The organism is Pseudomonas cerasi, assembly GCF_027983475.1.
Taxonomy (GTDB): Bacteria; Pseudomonadota; Gammaproteobacteria; order Pseudomonadales; family Pseudomonadaceae; genus Aquipseudomonas; species Aquipseudomonas cerasi.
On sequence record NZ_JAQJVM010000001.1, the window covers coordinates 29,872 to 51,215 of the forward strand.

The 21,344-nt window shown below is 61.4% G+C and carries 15 protein-coding genes; all 15 read left to right on the plus strand.

Annotated elements, in window-relative coordinates; genetic code table 11:
- The first annotated feature begins 147 nt into the window (after positions 1 to 147).
- Complete coding sequence (locus PI739_RS00130; RefSeq protein ID WP_003380333.1) at positions 148 to 555, plus strand: ExbD/TolR family protein; 408 nt, start codon at positions 148 to 150, stop codon at positions 553 to 555.
- Positions 556 to 557: 2 nt separating this feature from the next.
- Positions 558 to 1,322, plus strand: a complete 765-nt coding sequence (locus tag PI739_RS00135) for an energy transducer TonB family protein (protein ID WP_003433791.1) — start codon at positions 558 to 560, stop codon at positions 1,320 to 1,322.
- Positions 1,323 to 1,342: 20 nt separating this feature from the next.
- Positions 1,343 to 3,625 (plus strand): TonB-dependent receptor, encoded by a 2,283-nt coding sequence (locus tag PI739_RS00140; RefSeq protein WP_003433789.1) that lies wholly within the window; start codon positions 1,343 to 1,345, stop codon positions 3,623 to 3,625.
- 25 nt (positions 3,626 to 3,650) lie between these two features.
- Positions 3,651 to 4,301 carry a MotA/TolQ/ExbB proton channel family protein gene (locus PI739_RS00145; protein WP_003365740.1) on the plus strand — a complete coding sequence of 217 codons (651 nt, stop codon included), beginning with the start codon at positions 3,651 to 3,653 and terminating at the stop codon, positions 4,299 to 4,301.
- A gap of 64 nt (positions 4,302 to 4,365) precedes the next feature.
- Positions 4,366 to 5,607, plus strand: coding sequence for a phospholipase D-like domain-containing protein (locus tag PI739_RS00150; RefSeq protein ID WP_096127943.1), 1,242 nt, complete (start codon positions 4,366 to 4,368; stop codon positions 5,605 to 5,607).
- A gap of 49 nt (positions 5,608 to 5,656) precedes the next feature.
- Positions 5,657 to 6,142, plus strand: coding sequence for a GNAT family N-acetyltransferase (locus PI739_RS00155; protein ID WP_024663319.1), 486 nt, complete (start codon positions 5,657 to 5,659; stop codon positions 6,140 to 6,142).
- A 241-nt stretch (positions 6,143 to 6,383) separates the two neighbouring features.
- Positions 6,384 to 7,586 (plus strand): murein transglycosylase A, encoded by a 1,203-nt coding sequence (gene mltA, locus PI739_RS00160; protein ID WP_003365736.1) that lies wholly within the window; start codon positions 6,384 to 6,386, stop codon positions 7,584 to 7,586.
- A gap of 269 nt (positions 7,587 to 7,855) precedes the next feature.
- Positions 7,856 to 8,995 (plus strand): cellulose biosynthesis protein BcsQ, encoded by a 1,140-nt coding sequence (gene bcsQ, locus PI739_RS00165; protein ID WP_054080615.1) that lies wholly within the window; start codon positions 7,856 to 7,858, stop codon positions 8,993 to 8,995.
- Positions 8,992 to 11,211 carry a UDP-forming cellulose synthase catalytic subunit gene (gene bcsA, locus PI739_RS00170; RefSeq protein ID WP_003365732.1) on the plus strand — a complete coding sequence of 740 codons (2,220 nt, stop codon included), beginning with the start codon at positions 8,992 to 8,994 and terminating at the stop codon, positions 11,209 to 11,211. The genes bcsQ and bcsA overlap by 4 nt, the downstream gene beginning before the upstream one ends.
- 14 nt (positions 11,212 to 11,225) lie before the next feature.
- Positions 11,226 to 13,481, plus strand: a complete 2,256-nt coding sequence (gene bcsB / locus PI739_RS00175) for a cellulose biosynthesis cyclic di-GMP-binding regulatory protein BcsB (RefSeq protein WP_054080616.1) — start codon at positions 11,226 to 11,228, stop codon at positions 13,479 to 13,481.
- A 3-nt stretch (positions 13,482 to 13,484) separates the two neighbouring features.
- Positions 13,485 to 14,696 carry a cellulose synthase complex periplasmic endoglucanase BcsZ gene (bcsZ, locus tag PI739_RS00180; protein WP_054080617.1) on the plus strand — a complete coding sequence of 404 codons (1,212 nt, stop codon included), beginning with the start codon at positions 13,485 to 13,487 and terminating at the stop codon, positions 14,694 to 14,696.
- Positions 14,672 to 18,547: a cellulose biosynthesis protein BcsC gene (locus PI739_RS00185; RefSeq protein ID WP_054080618.1), complete on the plus strand. Its 3,876-nt coding sequence runs from the start codon at positions 14,672 to 14,674 to the stop codon at positions 18,545 to 18,547. The genes bcsZ and PI739_RS00185 overlap by 25 nt, the downstream gene beginning before the upstream one ends.
- 16 nt (positions 18,548 to 18,563) lie before the next feature.
- Positions 18,564 to 19,229 carry an SGNH/GDSL hydrolase family protein gene (locus tag PI739_RS00190; protein ID WP_003433776.1) on the plus strand — a complete coding sequence of 222 codons (666 nt, stop codon included), beginning with the start codon at positions 18,564 to 18,566 and terminating at the stop codon, positions 19,227 to 19,229.
- On the plus strand, positions 19,226 to 19,900 hold the full coding sequence (locus PI739_RS00195; protein ID WP_054080619.1) for an alginate O-acetyltransferase AlgF: 675 nt from the start codon (positions 19,226 to 19,228) through the stop codon (positions 19,898 to 19,900). Before PI739_RS00190 ends, PI739_RS00195 begins: the two co-directional genes overlap by 4 nt.
- A gap of 18 nt (positions 19,901 to 19,918) precedes the next feature.
- Positions 19,919 to 21,334 carry an MBOAT family O-acyltransferase gene (locus PI739_RS00200; RefSeq protein WP_054080620.1) on the plus strand — a complete coding sequence of 472 codons (1,416 nt, stop codon included), beginning with the start codon at positions 19,919 to 19,921 and terminating at the stop codon, positions 21,332 to 21,334.
- The last annotated feature ends 10 nt before the right edge of the window (positions 21,335 to 21,344 follow it).

The following is a 21,344-nucleotide window of genomic DNA, read 5'->3' on the forward strand; positions in this document are numbered from 1 at the left end:
CCGTGACGGCCTCAAGAATCATTTAAGTGCCATGAGATGTACAGGTAACAGCCATGTAACAGTCATGTATCGGTCTTGTAAAACCAACCGATCGGTCATGTTCGGTTGCTAGATTCTCGGCCTCTAACAAGAAAGCGAGAGGCTGGCATGAGAACGTGGGACGAACCTAAAAAGCGCAAGGCGCACATCGAACTGATCCCCATGATCGACGTGATGATGTTCCTGCTGGTCTTTTTCGTGTTGGTAAGCCTGAACGTGATTCCGGCGCTGGGGATGAAAACCCAGCTGCCGAGTGCCAGCAGTTCGCAGCAACTGAAACCGCAGAACAAATCGATCCTGACTCTGGGGCTCAACGGCGAATTACAGCTCGACGGCAAGGCGACCACGGTCGACGCCCTGGTGCCTGCCTTGAAAGCGCTGGAAAAGCCCGACACTAAAACCACGATCATCGTTAACAGTGACAAGGGCGTGGAAGTCGCTCGTCTGGTCGAGATTATGGACACCCTGCGTCTGGGTGGTTTCACGTCAGTCTCCATCGCCACGCGCAAATCCTGACCATGTATTTCCTGTTTCGTGTACGTCAGTGGCTTGGTGGCCTGCCTGCGTTGGTGGCGCTCATCGCAATCGTGATTGGTGTACAGACCCGTCCTCTGAAAATGGAGCCGGTCTACGACGAATCTGCCGTCGAGCTGGCGCTGGTCGAGCCCGAGCAGCCCGCCCCTGAGCCATTGACGCAGCCCGAACCGCCTCCGGTACAACCTGACGAGCCGCCACCTCCGCCGCCTGTAGTCGAAAGCGAAGAGGCCGAACCGGCGCCACCTCCACCGCCGCCCAAGCCCGTTCCCAAGCCAAAACCCAAGCCGGAGATCAAGCCAGAACCAAGGCCTAAGCCCTTGCTCAAACCGGCAGTGGCAAAACCCGTCGAGCCGGTTCAGGCACCCAGCAAGCCGATCGCCAACGCCCCGGTTGCGCCGCCGTCACCGCCTGCGCCACCCGCACCGCCGAAGGTCGACACCCAGGGTATGGAAGGTGGCTACCTCAAAGGGCTGCGCAGTGAGCTGGACGGTTACAAACAATACCCGACTGGTCGTCAGGCCTCACTGGAGCGTCCGAGTGGCGAGGTTGTGGTGTGGTTATTGGTCGACCGCCAGGGGCGAGTGCTGGACTCCGGCATTCAGACCCAGGCCTCCAGCATGCTGCTCAACCGCGCAGCCGCCAACAGTCTGCGACGCATCAAGCAGGTCAAGCCGTTTCCCGAGCAAGCCTTTGGTGGACGCAGCGAACAGCGCTTCACCGCCACCTTCAACTACAGCGTGCAATAGCACTGACAAGGAACAGAGTGATGAAGTTTTCCAGAATTCACCTTGCGTTGGTCGCCGCGGGCATGAGTCACGGCATGGTTATGGCCGACTCGAGTGGCAGTGATGTCGGCACCATTGGTGTGCAAGGCAAGGCGACGGTTGGGGGTGGCTACATGGTGCAGGAGGAGAGCATCAAGGCGCGCTCCACTGTCACCAAGGAAGCGCTCGACAAGCAGACGGCGACCGGGAATGCGATCGATAAGCTCAAGTACACACCGGGCCTGAATATCTCCAGCGAAGACGCCACAGGTCTTTCTGGTTTCAAATTCACCATGCGCGGGCTCAACTCCGATCAGGTCGGCATGTCGGTGGACGGTATGCCGATCAACGACTCCGGTAACTACGCGCTGTATTCCAATCTGCTGGGAGATCCGGAAAACATCGATCAGATTTTCGTGACTCAAGGCTCTGCCGAAAGTGACGGCCCGCACATCGGTTCCAGCGGCGGCAACATCGGTATCGTCACCATCCGGCCCACCAAGGAAACCGGCGCATTCGTCAAGCAGGTGGCGGGCAGCAATGGCACTTACAAGACCTTCGCGCGACTCAACACCGGAGAGATCAACGGGCTGAGCAACTGGCTGTCGATGTCTCACACCGAAGGTCAGAAATGGCGCGGCGATGGCGCGGTGCGTGCCGACAAGGTTGAGTGGAACAGTTTCTTCGACATGGGCTCGGGCAATACCGCCAACCTGATCCTCAAATACCACGAGCAGGACAACAACAGCTACAGCCAGCTCACCAAGAGTCAGTTCCAGCAGAACGGGCGCAAGTTTGACCCTTATCCTTCGACGCCAGCGCTGGGCAGCAACGGTAAATTGTCCAGCTACTACGAGTTGGCGCAGAACCCGTTCCAGACGTTCACCGGCGTGCTCAATACCCAATTCAAACTGGCCGACAACCTGTCTCTTTCCGTCATCCCCTATTATTTCTGGGGTAATGGCAGCGGCGTGAACAGTTCTTCCTATGCGCTCAACCGCGGTTCGAACCAGAACGGTGTGTTCGACCTGAGCAACCTGCCGACGGCGGCGGCTTATAACGCAGACGGATCATCGACCACTGGCGTTTATTACCGGCCGTCGCGCACCCAGACGTGGCGTCCGGGGATCACCACCAAGTTGAACTGGGACGTCAACGACGAACACAGCGTACAGGTCGGCTACTGGTATGAACGCGCGCGACAGTCGCAGACTCAGCCTTTCATCCGCCTGAAGAGCAATGGCAAGCCTGAAAGCATCCAGCCGGATTCGGACTACATGGTCGATGCCAACGGCAACGAGATCCAGGGCCGTGACCGTTATACCGTGACGCCTGCCCAAAAAGTCTGGGCTCAGGACACCTGGTATTTCGCCCCGGACTGGACGCTGGTCGGCGGCCTGGCCTACATGAATGTCGAGCGCGAAGGCACCAACCACGGCAGCCTGACCGAGCGGCCGGAAAAACGGGACCAGACCTACAACAAGCTGTTGCCGAACGTCGGCCTCAAATACCAGCTGGATGAGCGCGACCAGTTGTTCTACAGCCTGTCACGCAACATGCGCGTGCCGCAGAACTACGTTCTGTATGACCCGGGCACCGGCTCCATCGACAGCAAGCCAGAAACCAGCTGGAACCACGAACTGGGCTGGCGCTACACCGAACAGGACATGACGCTGGCGGCCACGCTGTTCTACCTGCAGTTCAAGGACCGGCAGGTGTCATCAAAAGATATCAACGGCGACTTTGCCGACATCAACGCCGGTGCAGTCGACAACAGCGGGCTGGAACTGGAGTGGAGTGGCTTGCTGCCGCACCATTTCAATTACTACACCTCGTACACCTACACCCGCGCCAAACAGAAAGATGACCTGACCGTCTTCAATAACGGCACCGCCATTGAGCTGCCCACCAGCGGCAAGCAATTTACCAACGTGCCGAAGAACATGCTGGCCGCCAACATCGGCTACGACGACGGCAGTTATTACGGGACCTTTGGCGCCAAGCTCACCAGCAAGCTGTATGGCGACCTGACCAACGACGAAAGCATTCCGGGGCGCACCATCTTCAATCTGGGCGCGGGGATCTACCTTCCGGTGGACAAGAAAATCGTCAAGGACGCCACTCTGCGTCTGAACGTCGACAACCTGTTCGACAAGGAATACCTGGACGGTGTGTACACCACCAAAACCAACGCGGGCACTTACAGCGGTTTCCGCGACGGCGACCCGGCCTACATCGTCGGGGTCGAGCGTACCGTTACCGTTTCTCTTGAAGCCAATTTCTAATCTTCATTGACCAGAGGTCCGTGCCATGGACATGAATCAGCTTCACGACATCACGTTCTATGTGATGTACGCCGCCATCGCGATAGCGATCTTTGTCGCGATCGAACGAGGCATCTACTTTGCTTACGTGCGTCGCCAGTCGCGGGCGCTGCAAACGGCACTCGGTGCTTCGGTGCACAGTGAAAAGGATCTGCCGGAGACGCTGACACGCCGGACCAGCCTGCCGCTGGAAATGGTCCTGCCGGTGCTGGCGCAAAAAAATGCGCAGGGCTCGCGCAGGGATCTGGATGATGTCATCGAAACCCAGTACCTGAGCACTCGCGCACCGCTGGCCCGCAGCCTCTGGCTGATCGAAACCATTACTACCGCTGCGCCGCTGTTGGGCTTGTTGGGGACGATTCTGGGTATCATCGATACCTTCAAGGCCCTGGCCAGTGCCGGTGTATCCGATCCCGGGCAGATTTCCGCCGGTATCGGTACAGCGCTGTTCGCGACCGGGCTGGGTATTGCCATTGCTTTGTTCTGCGTGGTCTTTCACAACTACTTTCAGGACAGCCTGGAACGCATCAACGACCAACTCAAGATCCTGCTGATCCGCGCTTCCAGCGGAGCACGTGTGCATGACGAAGCCGAGCATCCGGCTGCTTCGGCTCAACCGAAATACCGGACGGCCTGATCCACCTGGCGGCGCGTGCCTATGGCATGCGCCATCTTGTCTGTGTCTGGCGATGAGGTTCGCAATGCCCTATTACCCTTCGTATCGTCGACTGTCCCTGAGCTACCGCGCCGTGATCGCAGCGTTACTGCTGGGCAGTTCGTGCGCGCAGGCAGATTTCGCCATTCCGGGTTTCGAGTTGGTCCACACCGTGCCGGTCGGGTCTGACCTGCAGACGCCTGACCTGCGAGCACCCGACGAGGTCTGGCGGGAGCTGTTTGACGGGGCTCGCGAGCGTATCGACATCGAACAGTTCTATGTCGCAGACCACGCAGGCTCGGTCATGGACAAGGTGCTTGAAAGCCTGACGGCAGCCGGGCAGCGCGGAGTGAAAATCCGTTTTCTGCTGGAAGAAAAAGGCCTGAAACTTTCCGACCCGCAGACCCTTGAGCGACTGCGCGCCATTCCCAATCTCACCCTGCGCGTACTGCCCTACGCAAAGCTCACGGGCAGCGGCATCATTCACGCCAAGTTTCTGGTCGTGGATGGCCGACAGGCGTTCATCGGCAGTCAGAATTTCGATTGGCGCTCACTGGAGCACATCCACGAAACCGGCCTGCGCATTGACGAGCCGATCATCGTGGGCCAGACGCAGGCCATATTCGATCAGGACTGGCTTGCCCAGGCTGCCATTACCGAGGGCAAACCGGCTCCCGTGCCGCACCCGATCGATAGCCCATCGCCCAACGGCAACTACCTGACCGCCAGCCCGCAGCGCTATAACCCGCCAGGGGTCGTCGACTCCCAGGCCGAACTGCCGCGTTTGCTGGCGCAAGCCAAAAGCGAGGTTCGTGTCCAGTTGCTGGATTACGCGCCTCTGTCCTACGGGCCCGACAAAACCCGGCCTTACTATGCGGTCATCGATAATGCCCTGCGCAGCGCGGCCGCCCGCGGCGTGTCGATAAAGCTCATGGTGTCCGACTGGAACACCGGCATGCCCGAAGTCGCTTACCTCAAGAGCCTGGCGCTGGTGCCCAACGTGCAGGTGCGCGTCGTCACATTGCCGATGGCGGCTCAGGGTTTTATCCCCTACGCACGCGTGATCCACAGCAAGACCATGGATATTGATGATCAGGTGGCCTGGGTAGGCACCAGCAACTGGCTGGGCGGCTACCTCGACAACTCGCGCAATCTTGAAGTGGTGATGCACGACGGCTCGATGGCCAAACGCATCGGCCAGTTGCACGAGCAGCTTTGGGCCGGGCCGTACGCCAAGCCCATCGACATCAATCGCGACTATCCGGAACCGCATCCGGGCAAGCCTTGACAGTAAGCAGATGGGTAGCCGAAAGGGCAGTGTTAGTGAGGGGGCTGAAATGAGCTTGATCGTCCGTGCCATGGCAGACAGTGATTGGTCTCCGCTGGCGGATATGTTTGAACAACCGGTATTCCGTTGGTGGACGCTTCGTATGCCGTACCAGTCAATCAACGACATAAAAAAGCTTGTTGAAAGTCGAAGTGCTTCTGGACTGTCCCTGGTTGCCGAGCGGGATGGCGTGGTTGTTGGCTGCGCCATGCTCTATCGTTTTCAGGGGCGCAGACAGCACGTAGCTGATTTCTGGATGGGGGTCGCAGACGACCATCATCGCCAGGGTATTGGTGACTTGTTATTGAGCGAGCTCACTACTACTGCCTCGCGATGGATGAATTTAAAGCGCCTGGAGCTTACTGTTTTCGTTGATAACAAGCCCGCTATCGCACTGTATGAAAAGAATGGCTTTGTCATAGAGGGGACGCACAGGAAATTCGCCTATCGAGATGGCGAATACATAGACGCTTTCAGCATGGCAGCAGTCTACTGACGTATTTTAAAAGCCCCTTTGAATGCAGCCTATCTGTTATCAGGTACAAAGGGGGGCGTGCCGCACCGGCGCAACGCGTACCACTCATGAGCGCTGATTTGCTCGACTCCATCTTTTCTCTTACGCCGCATCATCCAGGCTGACTTTTCAGACAAACCCTAGGCCCCTCTGCCCGCTTCAGCCACAATGACTCCTTTCACCCACCAGCCTGCTGCGGGCTGTAAAAGGATTGGTGCTACTGATGATGCTCTCTTTCAAACCATGGTTGCGGAGCCTGGCGCTGGTTTTGCCACTGGCTGCGTTGCTGACCGCGTGTGACAAGTCCGACAAGCCGGTGACGCCGCCTGCGGCGCCGCACACCACTTATAGCCAGGCCGGCTGGGACGCGTTGCCAGCGGTGTCCGACGCGGATTTGCAGGCCGGTTTTGCCTCTTGGCGCAGCGCCTGTGTTCGTTTGAAAGCCGATGCGGTGTGGGGGCCGACGTGTGCGGCGGCGGTGAGTCTCGCGGCCGCACCGGATGCGGCGCAGATCCGCACCTTTTTGCAGGAGCAGTTGCAGGTCTACAGCCTGCGCGCAGATGGAGGCAGTGCCGATGGTTTGATCACCGGCTATTACGAGCCTGTTTATCCGGGCAGCCTGACCCAGACCACCACCGCCAATGTGCCGGTTTATGGCATCCCGGACGATCTGATCGTGGTCAATCTGGACAGCATTTACCCCGAGCTCAAAGGCAAGCGGCTGCGCGGTCGGCTTGAGGGGAGGGTGCTCAAGCCTTACGACGACGCTGCGACGATCAGCGCGCAAGGCTTGAACGCGCCGGTGATTGCCTGGCTGACCGACCCGATGGATCTGCAGTTCCTGCAAATTCAGGGCTCGGGGCGCGTGAGTCTGGAGGATGGCTCGCAGCTGCGTCTGGGCTACGCCGATCAGAACGGTCGCCCGTATCGCGCGATTGGTCGCTGGCTGGTAGAGCAGGGTCAGTTGAAGAAGGAAGACGTGACCATGGGCAGTATCGCCGCCTGGGCCAAGGCGCATCCGGAGCGTATCAGCGAGCTGCTGGCGAGCAATCCCAGCTACGTGTTTTTCGCCCGTAACCCCGACAGCAACGAAGGCCCGCGCGGCTCGTTAAATGTGCCACTGACCCCCGGCTACAGCGTGGCCATCGATCGCAAGGTGATTCCGCTGGGCAGTCTGCTCTGGCTCTCCACGACGCGGCCGGATGGCAGCAGCGTGGTCCGTCCGGTCGCGGCGCAGGACACGGGCGGTGCGATTGCCGGTGAGGTACGCGCCGACCTGTTCTGGGGGACCGGCGATGAGGCGGGCAAGCTGGCTGGCGACATGAAGCAGAAAGGCAATATCTGGCTGCTGTGGCCCAAGGGCATGCCACTGCCTCAGTCCGCAGAAACAGCTCCTGCAACAACCCCGGCTCCTGCCAGCCACTGACATCCTCTCACCTCGATAGCTACCGTCCTGCTCAATGGACAGGTAGCTATCTTTTCGCACCCCGTTTTCCTTCCAAACGCATTTGAAACAGCCAAATGCACGGTTTTTCAACGCCAGAAATATGTCAAGAAAAGAACAATTTACCGTTCATCGGTAAATTGTGGACGACATATATCGGTTTCTTGACACTGTCATAATGACATTACACATTGGTATTAATGCATTCACACAGGGATCGTGCGTAGCGGCCCCTTTTGAGGTCGTTCCGGATGAATCGAGCTGACGATGTGGCCAATTTGTTTCAGCGTTTTGGCGCGAGCTCCGAGGGTTATCTGGAGATCGACGACAGCCTGGACTACCACGAAACGCCCGTAGACAGTGTCTTTCCTGCTACGCCGCCACGCGTAACCGATCAATCGGTGCCTGAGCAGACCTGTGCGGCGCAACCGGCCGAGACGCCTGACACGGCACCTGACCTTCAGATGACCCCGACAGCCAAAGGTGCAGCCTCCGGCGTCCTGGCAAATCTGCTTGCCGAGGCCGCACAGGCACGCCAGGCTGAAGCGCAGGCACGCAACAACGAAGCACTGGTCCAATCGCTGTTCAAGGGCCAGCCGCCGAGAACATCGGCGCGCGTGATTGCGGTGGTGTCAGCCAAGGGCGGTGTGGGTAAAAGTACGCTCAGCGCGGCAATGGCCAGCCTGGTCAGAGTGCCCGGCGCGCAGACACTGGCGATCGATCTCGACCCCCAAAACGCCTTGATGCACCACCTTAATGCCAGCCCGGATGTGGCCGGCCTCGGCGGTGCCAGCCTGAGCGGCGAAAACTGGCGCACGCTGTTGCTGACCGGCTCCTGCGACACGCAGGTTTTGCCATATGGCGCGCTGCCGCTCGATGAGCGTCGTTCCCTTGAGCATTTTCAGGAAAACGATCCACACTGGCTGGTCCGTCAGATCGCCCGTATGCAGCTCGATGCCCGCGACGTGGTGATTCTCGATGTGCCGTGCGGTGACCTGCGCATGTTGCAACAGGCGCTGACTGCTGCCAGCCAGGTCCTGGTGGTGCTGACCGCCGATGCGGCGTGCTACGTGACACTGGATCAGATGCAGGGCTGGCTCGAGCCGGTTCTGGCGGGGTCGCAGCCGCCGGCCTGTCATTACGTCATCAACCGGTTCGATGCTTCGCGCACCTTCAGTCGCGACATGTACGACGTACTGGCGCGACGTCTGGGCGAGCGCCTGCTGGGCGTCGTTCGCGATGATTACGCGCTCGCAGAAGCGCTGGCCTACGGCCACAACGCGGTCCAGGTTCCGAGTGCCTCTCCCGGCACCCAAGACCTTCGCGTGCTGAGTAATGTGCTGATTGCCCGACTGCTGACTCAGGACGTAGAAGAGAACCGATTGTCATGACCAACCTGTCGCTCGACGCGTCCGTACCCCGGACGCGCTCATCATTGTGGCTGCATGCTTTGCTGGCGTGGTTCGGCGGTCTGTCGACGACCCTGCGACGCACCTTGAAAAGCGTGGCGATTGTCGTCGGCCTGCTGCTGATGGCGCTGGTCGTCACCGTGCCGCTGGACCTCTATGCACAGTGCTTTTTTGCCCTGGCATGCTTCGCTGCGATGCTGGTGATTCGCCGGATACCGGGGCGTATTTCGGTACTGGCGCTGGTGACCCTGTCGTTGCTGGCTTCGTTTCGTTACATGTACTGGCGCCTGACCTCGACCCTGGATTTCGACAACTGGCTGGACAGCCTGTTGGGCTATGGGCTGATCATCGCCGAGTTCTACACGCTGATCGTCATCGTGCTGGGTTACGTGCAGACAGCCTGGCCGTTGCAGCGCAAGCCGGTGATCATGCCGAGCGATTCCAGCCAGTGGCCGACCGTCGATGTGTTTATTCCGTCGTACAACGAGGCGCTGAGCATCGTCAAACTGACCATCTTTGCCGCCCAGTCCATCGACTGGCCGCGCGACAAGCTGCGGGTCTATGTGCTCGATGATGGTCGTCGCGAGGATTTTCGCGAGTTCTGCGAACAGATCGGTGTCGGCTACCTGACCCGCGGCGACAATCGACATGCCAAGGCGGGCAATCTGAACGAAGCGCTCAAGGCCACGAATGGCGAGTACATCGCCATGTTCGACGCCGACCATGTGCCGACCCGCTCCTTTCTGCAGGTCGCCATGGGCTGGTTTCTCAAGGACCCGAAACTGGCGATGCTGCAGACGCCGCACTTTTTCTTCTCGCCCGACCCGTTCGAAAAGAACCTCGATACATTCCGCAGCGTGCCTAACGAGGGCGAGCTGTTTTACGGCTTGCTGCAGGACGGCAACGACCTGTGGAACGCGACTTTCTTCTGCGGCTCCTGTGCGGTGCTGCGGCGCTCGTCGTTGCTGGACATCGGTGGTGTGGCCACTGAAACCGTGACCGAGGATGCGCACACAGCGCTGAAGCTGAACCGGGCCGGCTACAACACGGCGTACCTTGCGATTCCCCAGGCGGCGGGGCTGGCGACGGAAAGTCTGTCACGTCACGTTGCCCAGCGTATTCGCTGGGCGCGGGGCATGGCGCAGATCTTTCGCACTGACAACCCGCTGCTGGGCAAAGGTCTGTCACTGGGCCAGCGGCTGTGCTACGCCAACTCGATGCTGCACTTCTTTTACGGCCTGCCGCGTCTGGTGTTTCTCACCGCGCCACTGGCGTACCTGCTGTTCGGCGCCGAGGTCATGCACGCCTCGGCGCTGATGATCACCGCCTATGTGTTGCCGCACCTTGCCCACGCCAGCCTGACCAATTCGCGGATTCAGGGCCGCTTCCGCCATTCGTTCTGGAACGAGGTCTACGAGGCGGTGCTGGCGTGGTACATCATGGGCCCGGTGCTGATGGCGCTGGTCAATCCGAAATTCGGTGGCTTCAACGTGACCGACAAGGGCGGAGTGGTCGAGGAGAAGTTTTTCGACTGGACGCTGGCGCGGCCTTACATCGTGCTGCTGACGCTGAACGCAGTGGTCTTCGCACTCGGTATCTACAGCCTCTACCAACTGGGCTGGAATAACGATGCGATCACCCTGACCATCGTCATCAACATGGCCTGGACGATCTACAACATCATCATCACCAGCGCTGCGATTGCGGTGGCCAGCGAGATCCGTCAGGTGCGTACCGAGCCGCGGGTCCAGGCCAGACTGCCGATTCGCGTTACCCGCGCCGATGGCGTGGTATTCGACGCCGTGACTCAGGATTTTTCCCAGACCGGCCTCGGACTGGTGATGCCCGCCGATTCGGGCATCGACAGTGGCGACAGCATCACGGTGTCGCTGTATCGCGGTACGCAGACCAGCCATTTCCCTGCCACGGTAATGTTCTGCCGCGACGGTTATCTGGGCACTCGTTTCGATGATCTGTCGCTGCGTCAGCAGAGCGAGCTGGTACGCCTGACCTTTGGCCGTGCCGACACCTGGGCGTCGACCTGGGGCCGCGGCAAGCCGGACACACCGCTGTCTGCGCTGCGCGAAGTCAGCCACATCGGTGTTCGTGGCGTCGTCGAGTTGCTCAAGGCCACTCGCAAGGATTTCAGCCGGTTACTGCCGACCCGTAAAAAAATCTCCCCACCTCCCGCAAATTGATGGATTGAGTAGTCATGACTAAACGGTATTTTCTCGGTGCCGAACGCTTCGCCGTTCGCCGCTCATGGGCCCTGTTGGCTTGTGCGTTGTCCGTGCTCTCCACCGGGATGTGGGCAAGCGCTGCTGAAACGACGGGTGCCAACGAGGGTTACAGCGTGACGCTGCAACAACTGGGGCGCAATTACCCGATGAACCTGCGCGGTGTGGAAGCCACCGACAGCGTCAACTTCAATGTGCGTGCCGATCAGGTGGTGACCGGCGCAAGCCTGTCGCTGAGCTACAGCTATTCGCCGGCGTTGCTGGCGGACCTGTCGCAGATCAACGTCATGATCAACGATGAAGTGGCCGCGACCCTTCCGTTGCCCAAGGAAGGTGCCGGCAAGCCGCAGACGCAGGTGATCGAGATTCCGCCGCAGATGATCACCGAGTTCAACCGCCTGAGCCTGCAGTTCATCGGCCATTACACGATGAGCTGCGAAGACCCGAAGCATTCCAGCCTCTGGGCACGGATCAACAATGACACGCGTCTGGACATCCGTGTCACGCCATTCGCGCTGCCCAACAACCTGGCGATTCTGCCGCTGCCGTTCTTCGACCGCCGCGATGACCGTGACGTGAATCTGCCCGTGGTGATGGGCGCGGCACCCGATAACGCGACGCTCGAAGCTGCAGGCGCGCTGGCTTCATGGATTGGCGCGGCCAAGACCCGCTCGCGCATGGCCAGCTTCCCGGCGCACTTCAATGAGCTGCCGGCCAAGGGCAATGCGCTGGTATTGCTCAAGGGCGATGGTCCATTGCAGCTCGGCGCGCTGACGATGCCTGCGCCGAAAGGCCCGACCCTGACGATGGTGACCCATCCCAACGACCCGAACAGCAAGCTGTTGGTGATCACCGGGCGTGATTCGGCGGAACTCAAGCGGGCGGTCAATGCGCTGGTGGTCGGCGGTCAGAGTCTGGTCGGCAGCAGCGCATTGATCGAGCGTGTCGACCTGCTCGCGCCGCGCAAACCGTATGACGCGCCGAACTGGCTGCCCAGTGATCGGCCGATCAAACTGGGCGAGCTGATGCCTGCCAACAAACTCAACGTCTCCGGTTACGATCCGGGTGACATCACCGTGCCGTTGAACCTGCCGCCAGACCTGTTCAGCTGGCGTGAAGACGGCGTGCCGTTGAACCTCAAATACCGCTACACACCGCAGGAACGCTCGAACAATTCGTCGATCATGGTCAGCCTCAACGACACGCTGATCAAGGCCGAGCCGCTGCCGTCGATCGAGAACCTGAACAACTCGATCGTCTCGCGACTGACGGGCGGCGATGACACGATCAGCCGTGAAGCGCATGTGTACCTGCCGCTCAACTCCGTGGCCCTGCAATCGCGCCTGCAACTGCGCTACATGTTCGATTACCTCAAGCAGGGCGAATGTGGCGACATCATCATCGATAACATGCGCGGCAGCATCGATCCGGAATCGACGCTGGATTTCAGCGGTTACGACCACTTCATGGCCATGCCGAACCTGGGTGTGTTCAAGGATTCCGGGTTTCCGTTCACACGCCTGGCGGACCTGTCGCAGACCGCTGTGGTGCTGGCCGATCAGCCGAGTACTGAAGATGTCAGCGCTTACTTGAGCGTATTGGGCCGTTTCGGCGAATCGACCGGTTACCCGGCGACCGGTGTGTCGGTTATTCACGCTGCACAGATCGCCAGTGCCGCCGACAAGGACATTCTGGTCATGTCCTCGGGCAGCGATCAGCCGTTGCTCAAACAGTGGGCCGACCGTTTGCCGATTTCCGGCAATGCTCAGCAACAGGGCTTCGAGCTTTCCGATCTGGCCTTCCGTCTGCGCGACTGGATGAGCCCGGACCCGGATGAAAACCAGCGTCGGGCGCGGGTGGCCATGGCGTTTTCCAGTGACGCGCGCAGCACCTTCCTGACCGGTTTCGAATCGCCGCTGCACAAGGGGCGCAGTGTCGTGTTGATCTCCAGCGGTCAGCCCGGCGGCATGAGCGACGTTGCCCGTGCGCTGAGCAGCAGCGACAAGGTACAGGGCAGCCTGGTAGTGGTACGCGGCGATTCGGTCGAGGCGCTGGTTGCCGAGCAGAAGTACTACGTTGGTGACCTTGGGCCGATCAAATACGTGCAGTGGCTGATGTCGCGCAACGTGCTGTGGCTGCTGCTGGTGGTTGCCGTGGGTGTGGTGCTGGTGACCGGAGTTGCCTACCTGACCCTGCGCTCACTCGCCAAGCGCCGTCTGGAGCAGGAATAAGCCATGCCGCTCCGTGCACTGAAACTGCGCCGCGCCTCGGGCTGGCTGGTCGGCCTGCTGGCGTCGGCGACCCTGACGCCGGTGCTGGCGAACAGCGCGTGCGATGCTGTGGCCTGGCCGTTCTGGCAGGACTATGCCACGCGCTATGTGCAGGCCGACGGCCGAATGCTGGAGTCGAGCCTGAAGGTCAACCACAGCACCTCCGAAGGTCAGTCCTACGGCATGCTCTTTGCGCTGATGGCCAATGACCGCGCGCGCTTCGACGCGCTGTGGACGTGGACCGCCGCGAACATGATGGGGGCTGATGTCAAAACGCGTCTGCCGGGCTGGTTGTGGGGGCAGGGCGAGGATGGCAACTGGACGCTTCAAGACGCCAACTCCGCGTCCGATGCCGACCTGTGGATCGTCTACGCGCTGCTCGAAGCGGCGCGCGTCTGGCAGCACCCGACCTATCGAGACGATGCGCTGGCCTTGCTCAAGAACGTGGAGTCGCGGCTGGTGGTCAATCTGCCGGGGCTCGGCAAAATGCTCCTGCCCGGCCCCGAAGGTTTCGCGCAGCCCGACCATCTATGGCGCTTGAACGCCAGCTACCTGCCCATTCCGCTGCTACGGCGCCTGGCGAAAGAAGCACCCGGCGGCCCATGGAAGGAAATTGCCGACAACACCGCGAAGCTGATCGACGCATCGAGCCCCAAGGGCTTTATCGCCGATTGGGTTGGCTACCGCGGGACCTCCCCGAAAAGCGGTCTGTTCGTGGTCGATCCGAGCACAGGCGAACTGGGCAGCTATGACGCGATTCGCGTTTACCTCTGGGCGGGCATGACACCTGCGTCCGATCCGTTGGCAGCACGCCTGCTGGCCCGTCTCGACGGGATGTCGAGCAGCACTGCCTCGAGTGGTACGCCGCCGGAAAAGGTCCAGGTGGTCAGCGGTGCACGCGAGGGGCAGGGGCCTTTCGGTTATTCGGCGGCGCTATTGCCGTACTTCCACGCCAAGGGTCAGACCTGGCTGGCCGAGCAGCAACAGCGCAGGGTCGAAGCCGGGGTCAGCCAGGCGCTGGCCCGTGACCCGAAAGACCGCACTGAACCGGCCTATTACAACCTCATGCTCAGCCTGTTTGCCTTGGGCTGGGTCGAAAAACGCTATCAGTTCCGTGAAGACGGAACCCTCAAATTATCCTGGGAGACGTCATGCCCGCGCGCCGCCACACGTTAGTCATCGGGTTGGTTGCCGCGATCGCAGCCAGCGTTTCTCAGGCTCAGGCCGCCACCGCCGAGGCGCAGTTGATCGAGCAGGGCCAGTACTGGCAGGCTCGCTCGAACTCGGTGCGGGCTGCCGAGGTCTGGCAGAAGGTGCTGCAGATCGACCCCAATCAGATCGACGCGTTGTATGGCATGGGGCTGATCGGCGTCAAACAGAACAAGCCGCAGCAGGCGCAGACTTACCTGGCTCGTCTGCAGGCCCTGTCGCCAGTGCCGTGGCAGTCGGTGCAACTGGAGCAGGACATCGCCCTCGCTCAGCCGCAGAATCAGGCCTTGCTGGATGAGGCCCGACGCCTCGCCGATGCCGGTGAGCGCGACAAGGCGACCGGGGTCTTTCGCCAATTGTTCAACGGCCGTTTGCCCGAGGGCACGATCGGGCGCGAGTACTACACCAACCTGGGGTTCAACAGCGCGGACTGGCCTGAAGCGCGCAAAGGCTTCGAACGCCTGATCCGGCAGAATCCGGACGACTCGATTCTGGCGTTGTTTTTCGCCAAGCATCTGGCCCGCCGCGAAGACACCCGGGCCGAAGGGATCGCTGCGCTGGCGCGCCTGAGTACGCACCCGGACATCGCCGGGGACGCCGATCAGAGCTGGCGCATGGCGCTGGTCTGGATCGGTCCGCCTACGGCGGCGCAAGTGCCGCTGTTCGAGGCGTTCCTCAAGGTCCATCCCGATGATCAGGACATTCGTGATCAACTCAACAAGGGACGTCAGCAGCACGCCGGTGGCGGCGCCTCAGGCTGGCAGCAGGATCCGCTGGTGGCGCGTGGGCTGAAGGCGCTGGAGCAAAATGATCATGCCGCTGCTGAACAAGCATTTGCCGCGCGCCTGAAAATCAAGGCCGACGATGCCGATGCGCTGGGTGGGCTGGGCGTGGTCCGCCAGCAACAGAATCGACTGGCCGAAGCGGAGCAGTTGCTGACCCGCGCGACTCGCCAGCCTGGTGGCACACGCTGGAAAAGCGCCCTCGAGAGTGTTCAGCTCTGGACATCCTTGCAACAGGCCCGCGACCTGCAGGCCAAGGGGCAGACCGGCAAGGCTCAAGAGTTGCTGGCTCAGGTGCAGCGGCAGAACCCCAGCAGCATCGATGTACGTTTGACTCAGGCCGATTTGCAGGCCCAGGCCGGTCAACTCGACGCGGCCCAGGCGGGCTATCGTCATGTGCTGGCGACCCAGCGCGGCAATCCGCAAGCCGTGCGCGGGCTGATCAACGTATTGGCGCAAAGCGGCCAGGCCGATGAAGCGCTGCGCCTGCTCGATACCCTGTCGCCTGCCGAACAGGCAGCGCTGGGCGAAAGCGGTCGCTTCAAGGCCTTGCGTGCCACGCAGACGGCACGGCTGGCCGAGCAACGTGGCGATCTGCGTGCCGCTCAGGCGGCCCTGAAGGATGCAGTAAAAAATGATCCAGACAGTGTCTGGACGCGTTTCGACCTGGCGCGTCTGTACCTCAAGACTGACGAGGCGCCCAAGGCCCGCGTGCTGATCGACGAGTTGCTCAGGTCTCGGCCCAACGATATCGACGCGCTCTACACCAGTGCGTTGCTGTCGGTGGAAATGGGCCAGTGGCAGGACGCGCAGGCTACCTTTGCGCGCATTCCTGTCGACCAGCGCACCCCGGACATGAAGGCGCTTGCCGACGAAGTCAACATGACCGTGCAGATCAACCTGGCCATCGGTATCGCCCGGCGCGGTCAGCGTCAGGAAGCGCTGGCGCTGCTCGATCGCCTGCAACCGGTCGCCAGCGGCAGCCCGGAGCGTCAGCTCACGCTGGCCAGTGCCTACATCGACGCCGGCGAGCCGGAGCGTGGCCGGGAAATGGCCCGCGCAGCCATCGCTCAGGCACCTGTGCAGTCACCTGATCTGCTGCTGCAATACGCCAGCTTGTTGCTCGCGGCGGAGGATGACGTGCAGGTCAATGCGATCCTGCGCACTGTGCAGGGCCAGCCCATGGGCGTGCAGACCCGTAAACGCTTCGATGACTTGCTGTATCGCTACCGCATTCGTCAGGCCGATTTGCTGCGTGAGGGCGGCGATCTGGCTGGCGCGTACGACACGTTGGCCCCGGCCCTGGCCCAGCGTCCGGACGACATTCAGGCGGTGTCGGCCTTCGCCCGGATGTACACCGCCAACGGTGACAGCGCCAAGGCTTTCGAACTCTACAAGCCGTTGTTGCAGCGTAAGCCCAACGATCCGCAAGTACTCCTGGGGGCTGCTGACGCGGCCGTGAAGGCTCATGATTATGCCTTTGCCGAAAAGGCCTTGAGCCAGTTCCGCGCGTTGCAGCGCAACGACCCGCAGACCCTCACCGAGGCCGCGCGCATCTACCAGAGCATGGGCCAGACCGGCGAGGCCACCGAGTTGCTGCGCAAGGCTGTGGCCATCGAACAAAGCGAAAAACAGCGTCTGATGGCTACGCAGGGCGGGTCGGGTTTGACGTCGTCCAATCCGTTCGCGGCGGGCGGTTCACGCAGCCTGGCCGCAGCGTCTGCCATCCCGGCACCGGCACAGGTGTCGCTCAGCGGCGGTGCGGCGACGAGCTTGCCGGCCTCGCGTGAAACGGCCTACCCGGGCCAGAGCGCTGCGCAGCAACCGTTGTCAGCCGGACGTGCGCAAAGCGTGCGTGGCAATCCGTTTCTGGCTGCTGGCGACCGCGATCAGGCCAGCAGCGCACAGCAGGCGCTCAATCGTATTCTCGAACAGCGCAGCGGCTTCGTCAGTCAGGGCCTCGCCGTGCGCAGCAATAACAGCGAGTCCGGCCTGAGCAAGCTCACTGTGGTCGAGACGCCGCTGGAGATCAACGTGCCGGCCGGCGATAACCGCGTGGCCGTGCGCGTCACGCCGGTGTCGCTGAATGCCGGCAGTGTGAAATCCGATGCGGGCGCTCGTTTTGGCGGTGGAACGGCCGGCGCAGCAGGTTCGCAGAGCGACAAGGGCGTCGGTCTGGCGGTCGCCTTCGAACGCCCCGAAGAGGGCCTCAAGGCTGATATCGGCACCACCCCCGTGGGTTTCAAATACAGCACGGTCGCAGGCGGCGTGAGCGTCGACCGGCCGTTGGGCAATAACCCTGATCTGCGTTATGGCCTCAACGTGTCACGGCGTCCGGTGACAGACAGCGTGACTTCGTTTGCCGGTTCCACCGACGAGCGCAGCGGTCTGTCCTGGGGCGGGGTGACCGCCAACGGCGGCCGCGGGCAGATCAGCTATGACGATCAGACCATTGGCGGCTATGGCTACGGTTCCTGGCACAAGCTGGTCGGCACCAACGTCAAATCCAACACCCGTGGCGAAGTCGGTGGTGGTGTCTACTGGTACTTGCGCAATGCCGAGGACAGCAAGCTGACCGCGGGCCTGAGTCTGATGGGCATGAGTTACGCCAACGACCAGAGTTACTTCACTTACGGTCATGGTGGCTATTTCAGTCCGCAGAACTTCTACGCCATCGGCGTGCCGGTGATGTGGGCGCAGCGCACCGAGCGCTTCAGCTATCAGGTCAAGAGTTCGGTCGGCGTGCAGCACTTCAAGCAGGATGGCGCCGCATTCTTCCCCGACGATAGCACTCTGCAGGCCGCTTCCGGCCAGCGTTACTCAGGGCAGAGCAAGACCGGTGTGGGCTACAACCTGAGCGCGGCGGGGGAATACAAGCTCGATTCCAGCCTGTTTCTGGGCGCCAACCTGGGCCTGGACAATGCCCGCGACTATCGCCAGTTCAGCGGAGCGCTTTACCTGCGCTACATGTTCGAGGACATGACTGGCCCCATGGAGCTGCCGGTCAGCCCTTACCGTTCACCTTATTCCAACTGATTTCTGGAGAAATTCGATGCCTTCCGTTCTTGCCGGTATGACCCTTCTGGTCCTGGGAGAAAGCCACATGAGTCTGGCCGACCACCTGATGGAGCCGCTGCATGACAACCTGACCCGTCAGGGTGCGATCGTGCATTCGATTGGCGCCTGCGGGGCCAGTGCCGGTGACTGGCTGATCAGCAAGAAGGTCGATTGCGGTGCCGAACAGAAAGGCAACGGCAAGATCGTCATCAAGGGCCGTGACGCGACGACTACGCCGATTGGCGAACTGATCGCTGCCGACAAGCCCGACCTGGTGGTCATCGTGATCGGTGACACCATGGCTTCGTATGACAAGCCTTCGTTTCCCAAAGCCTGGGCGTGGCAGAGCGTAACCGGCCTGACCAAGGCCATTGCCGCCACCGGCACCAAATGCGCATGGGTCGGCCCGGCGTGGGGCAAGGCGGGCGGCATGTACCAGAAGAACGACGCACGGACCCAGTTGATGTCGCAGTTCCTGGCCAGCAACGTGGCACCCTGCACCTATATCGACTCGCTGAGTTTTTCCAAGCCAGGCCAGTGGATCACCACCGACGGCCAGCACTTTACCGTGGCCGGTTACAAATCCTGGGGCACTGCGATCGGTGATGCACTGGGCAAACTACCGGTCAGCAGCGTCAGCGCAGCAGGAGCCAGGCAATGATCGCCTTGCGCCTGATGGCCGCCAGTGCGGTTGCCGTATTGCTGGGCGTGCAAGCGCAGGCGGCCGACATCGCCCTGTATCCCACCGGCCCTGCGCAGGATTCGGCGTTCATTCGCTTCGTCAATGCGGCCACCGCGCCGCTGCAAGTGATCGCTCGTGAAGGCCAGGCGCCGTTGCAACTGGACAGCGCAAAACCGGTTTCACTGTTTTTCCCGGTGCAGGCCAGCAGTTCGATAAAGGGCACACTGGTCAGCGGCGACAAAAAACTGCCGATGGACGTCAGCGTCGAGCCCGGCGAGTTCGCCACCGTCGTACTCACCGCACAGTCCGACGGTAGCCTCCAGCCGGTGACTGTCCGTGAACAGCCCGATGACTTCAACGGTTTGAAAGCCTCGCTGGCGTTCTTCAGCCTGGATGCCGGGTGCAGTGAGGCGAGCCTGCGTCCTGCCGGTCGCAGCGCCGACCTGTTCAAGTCGGTTGCCACGGGCACCCTGCAACGCCGTTCGATCAACCCGGTCAGCCTTTCCGTGCAACTGGTCTGCGCCAACGCCACTGTCGGCGCGCCGCTGGACCTGGGCGAGCTCAGGGCCGGCGAGCGCTACAGCGTGCTGCTGGTGCCGTCCGCCACAGGCCCGCGTCTGTTGTCGGCCACGGACACATTGTCCAACTGATCAGGCTCTTTCGTCGTCATGGTATTTGCCTCGCTCGAGTTTCTGATGGTGTTCCTGCCCGCTTTTCTGCTGGCCTACACGGCGAGCCCTGCGGCGTGGCGCAATGTCGTGCTGTTGATCGGCAGCTGGTTGTTCTACGGCTGGCTGAGCCCGTTGTTTCTGGCGCTGCACATGCTGCTGACCGTGGTGGCCTGGATCGGCGGTCTGCTGATCGACCGGGCGCGGCAAGGCTCGAAAGGGCGAGTGCGGCTGTTGGTGGCATTGATCGTGTTCAACACCGCCGTGTTGTGTTGGTACAAGTACGCCAACATCGTCGTCGGCACCTGGAATGCGCTGATCACCTGGTATGGCGCGATGCCGCTCGATTGGCAGCGGGTGGCGCTGCCGGCCGGGCTGTCGTTCATCGTCCTGCAGGCGATTTCCTATCTGGTGGACGTACACCGGCAGACCGTGCTGGTCGAGCGCAGCTTCATCAATTACGCGACCTACATTTCGATGTTCGGCCATTCCATTGCGGGGCCGATCATTCGCTACGACTGGGTGCGCCGTGAACTGGTGCAGCGTTACTTCACCCGGCAGAACTTCGCCCTGGGCGCGCGGCGCTTCATGATCGGCATGAGCATGAAGGTGCTGGTGGCCGATACCCTGTCGCCGCTGGTCGATGTGGCCTTTCACCTGCCGGCCCCGTCGCTGATCGATGCGTGGCTTGGCTGCCTGGCGTACTCGCTGCAACTGTTCTTCGATTTCGCCGGTTACAGCGCCATGGCCATCGGCCTGGGACTGATGCTCGGCTTTCACTTTCCGGAAAACTTCAACCGGCCTTATCTGGCCCGCAGTATTCAGGACTTCTGGCGACGCTGGCACCTGTCGCTGTCCAGTTGGCTGCGCGACTACCTGTACATCGCGCTGGGCGGTAATCGGCACGGCGTCTGGAACACCTACCGCAACCTGTTCCTGACCATGGCTATCGCCGGTCTGTGGCACGGCGGTGACAGCTGGAATTACCTGCTCTGGGGCGCGGCGCATGGCGTGGCGTTGTGCGTCGATCGCGCCTGGTCGCGCTCGAATCTGCCTGCTGTTCCAAGGCCGCTGGCGCACCTGCTGACGTTGCTGTTTGTATGCCTGGCGTGGACGCTGTTTCGCGCCCCGGACTTTGCCACCGCGATGAACATGTATGCCGGGCAGTTCGGCCTGCACGGCCTGGGCCTGGGCGATGCGCTGGCCGTGACCCTGCGCCCGGCACACGGCATGGCCGCCTTGTTGGGCGTGGCCTGCGTGCTCGCGCCGTTGCTGCAGGCTCGCTGTGAGCAGCGTTTCGGCAACCGGACGCTATTCGTCTATGGCACCGCGCTGTGGCCGGTGGCCGGATTTCTGCTGTCGTTCGCGCTGATTGCCAGCCGCGAAACGGTTCCGTTTCTGTACTTCCAGTTCTGAGGCCGGTGCC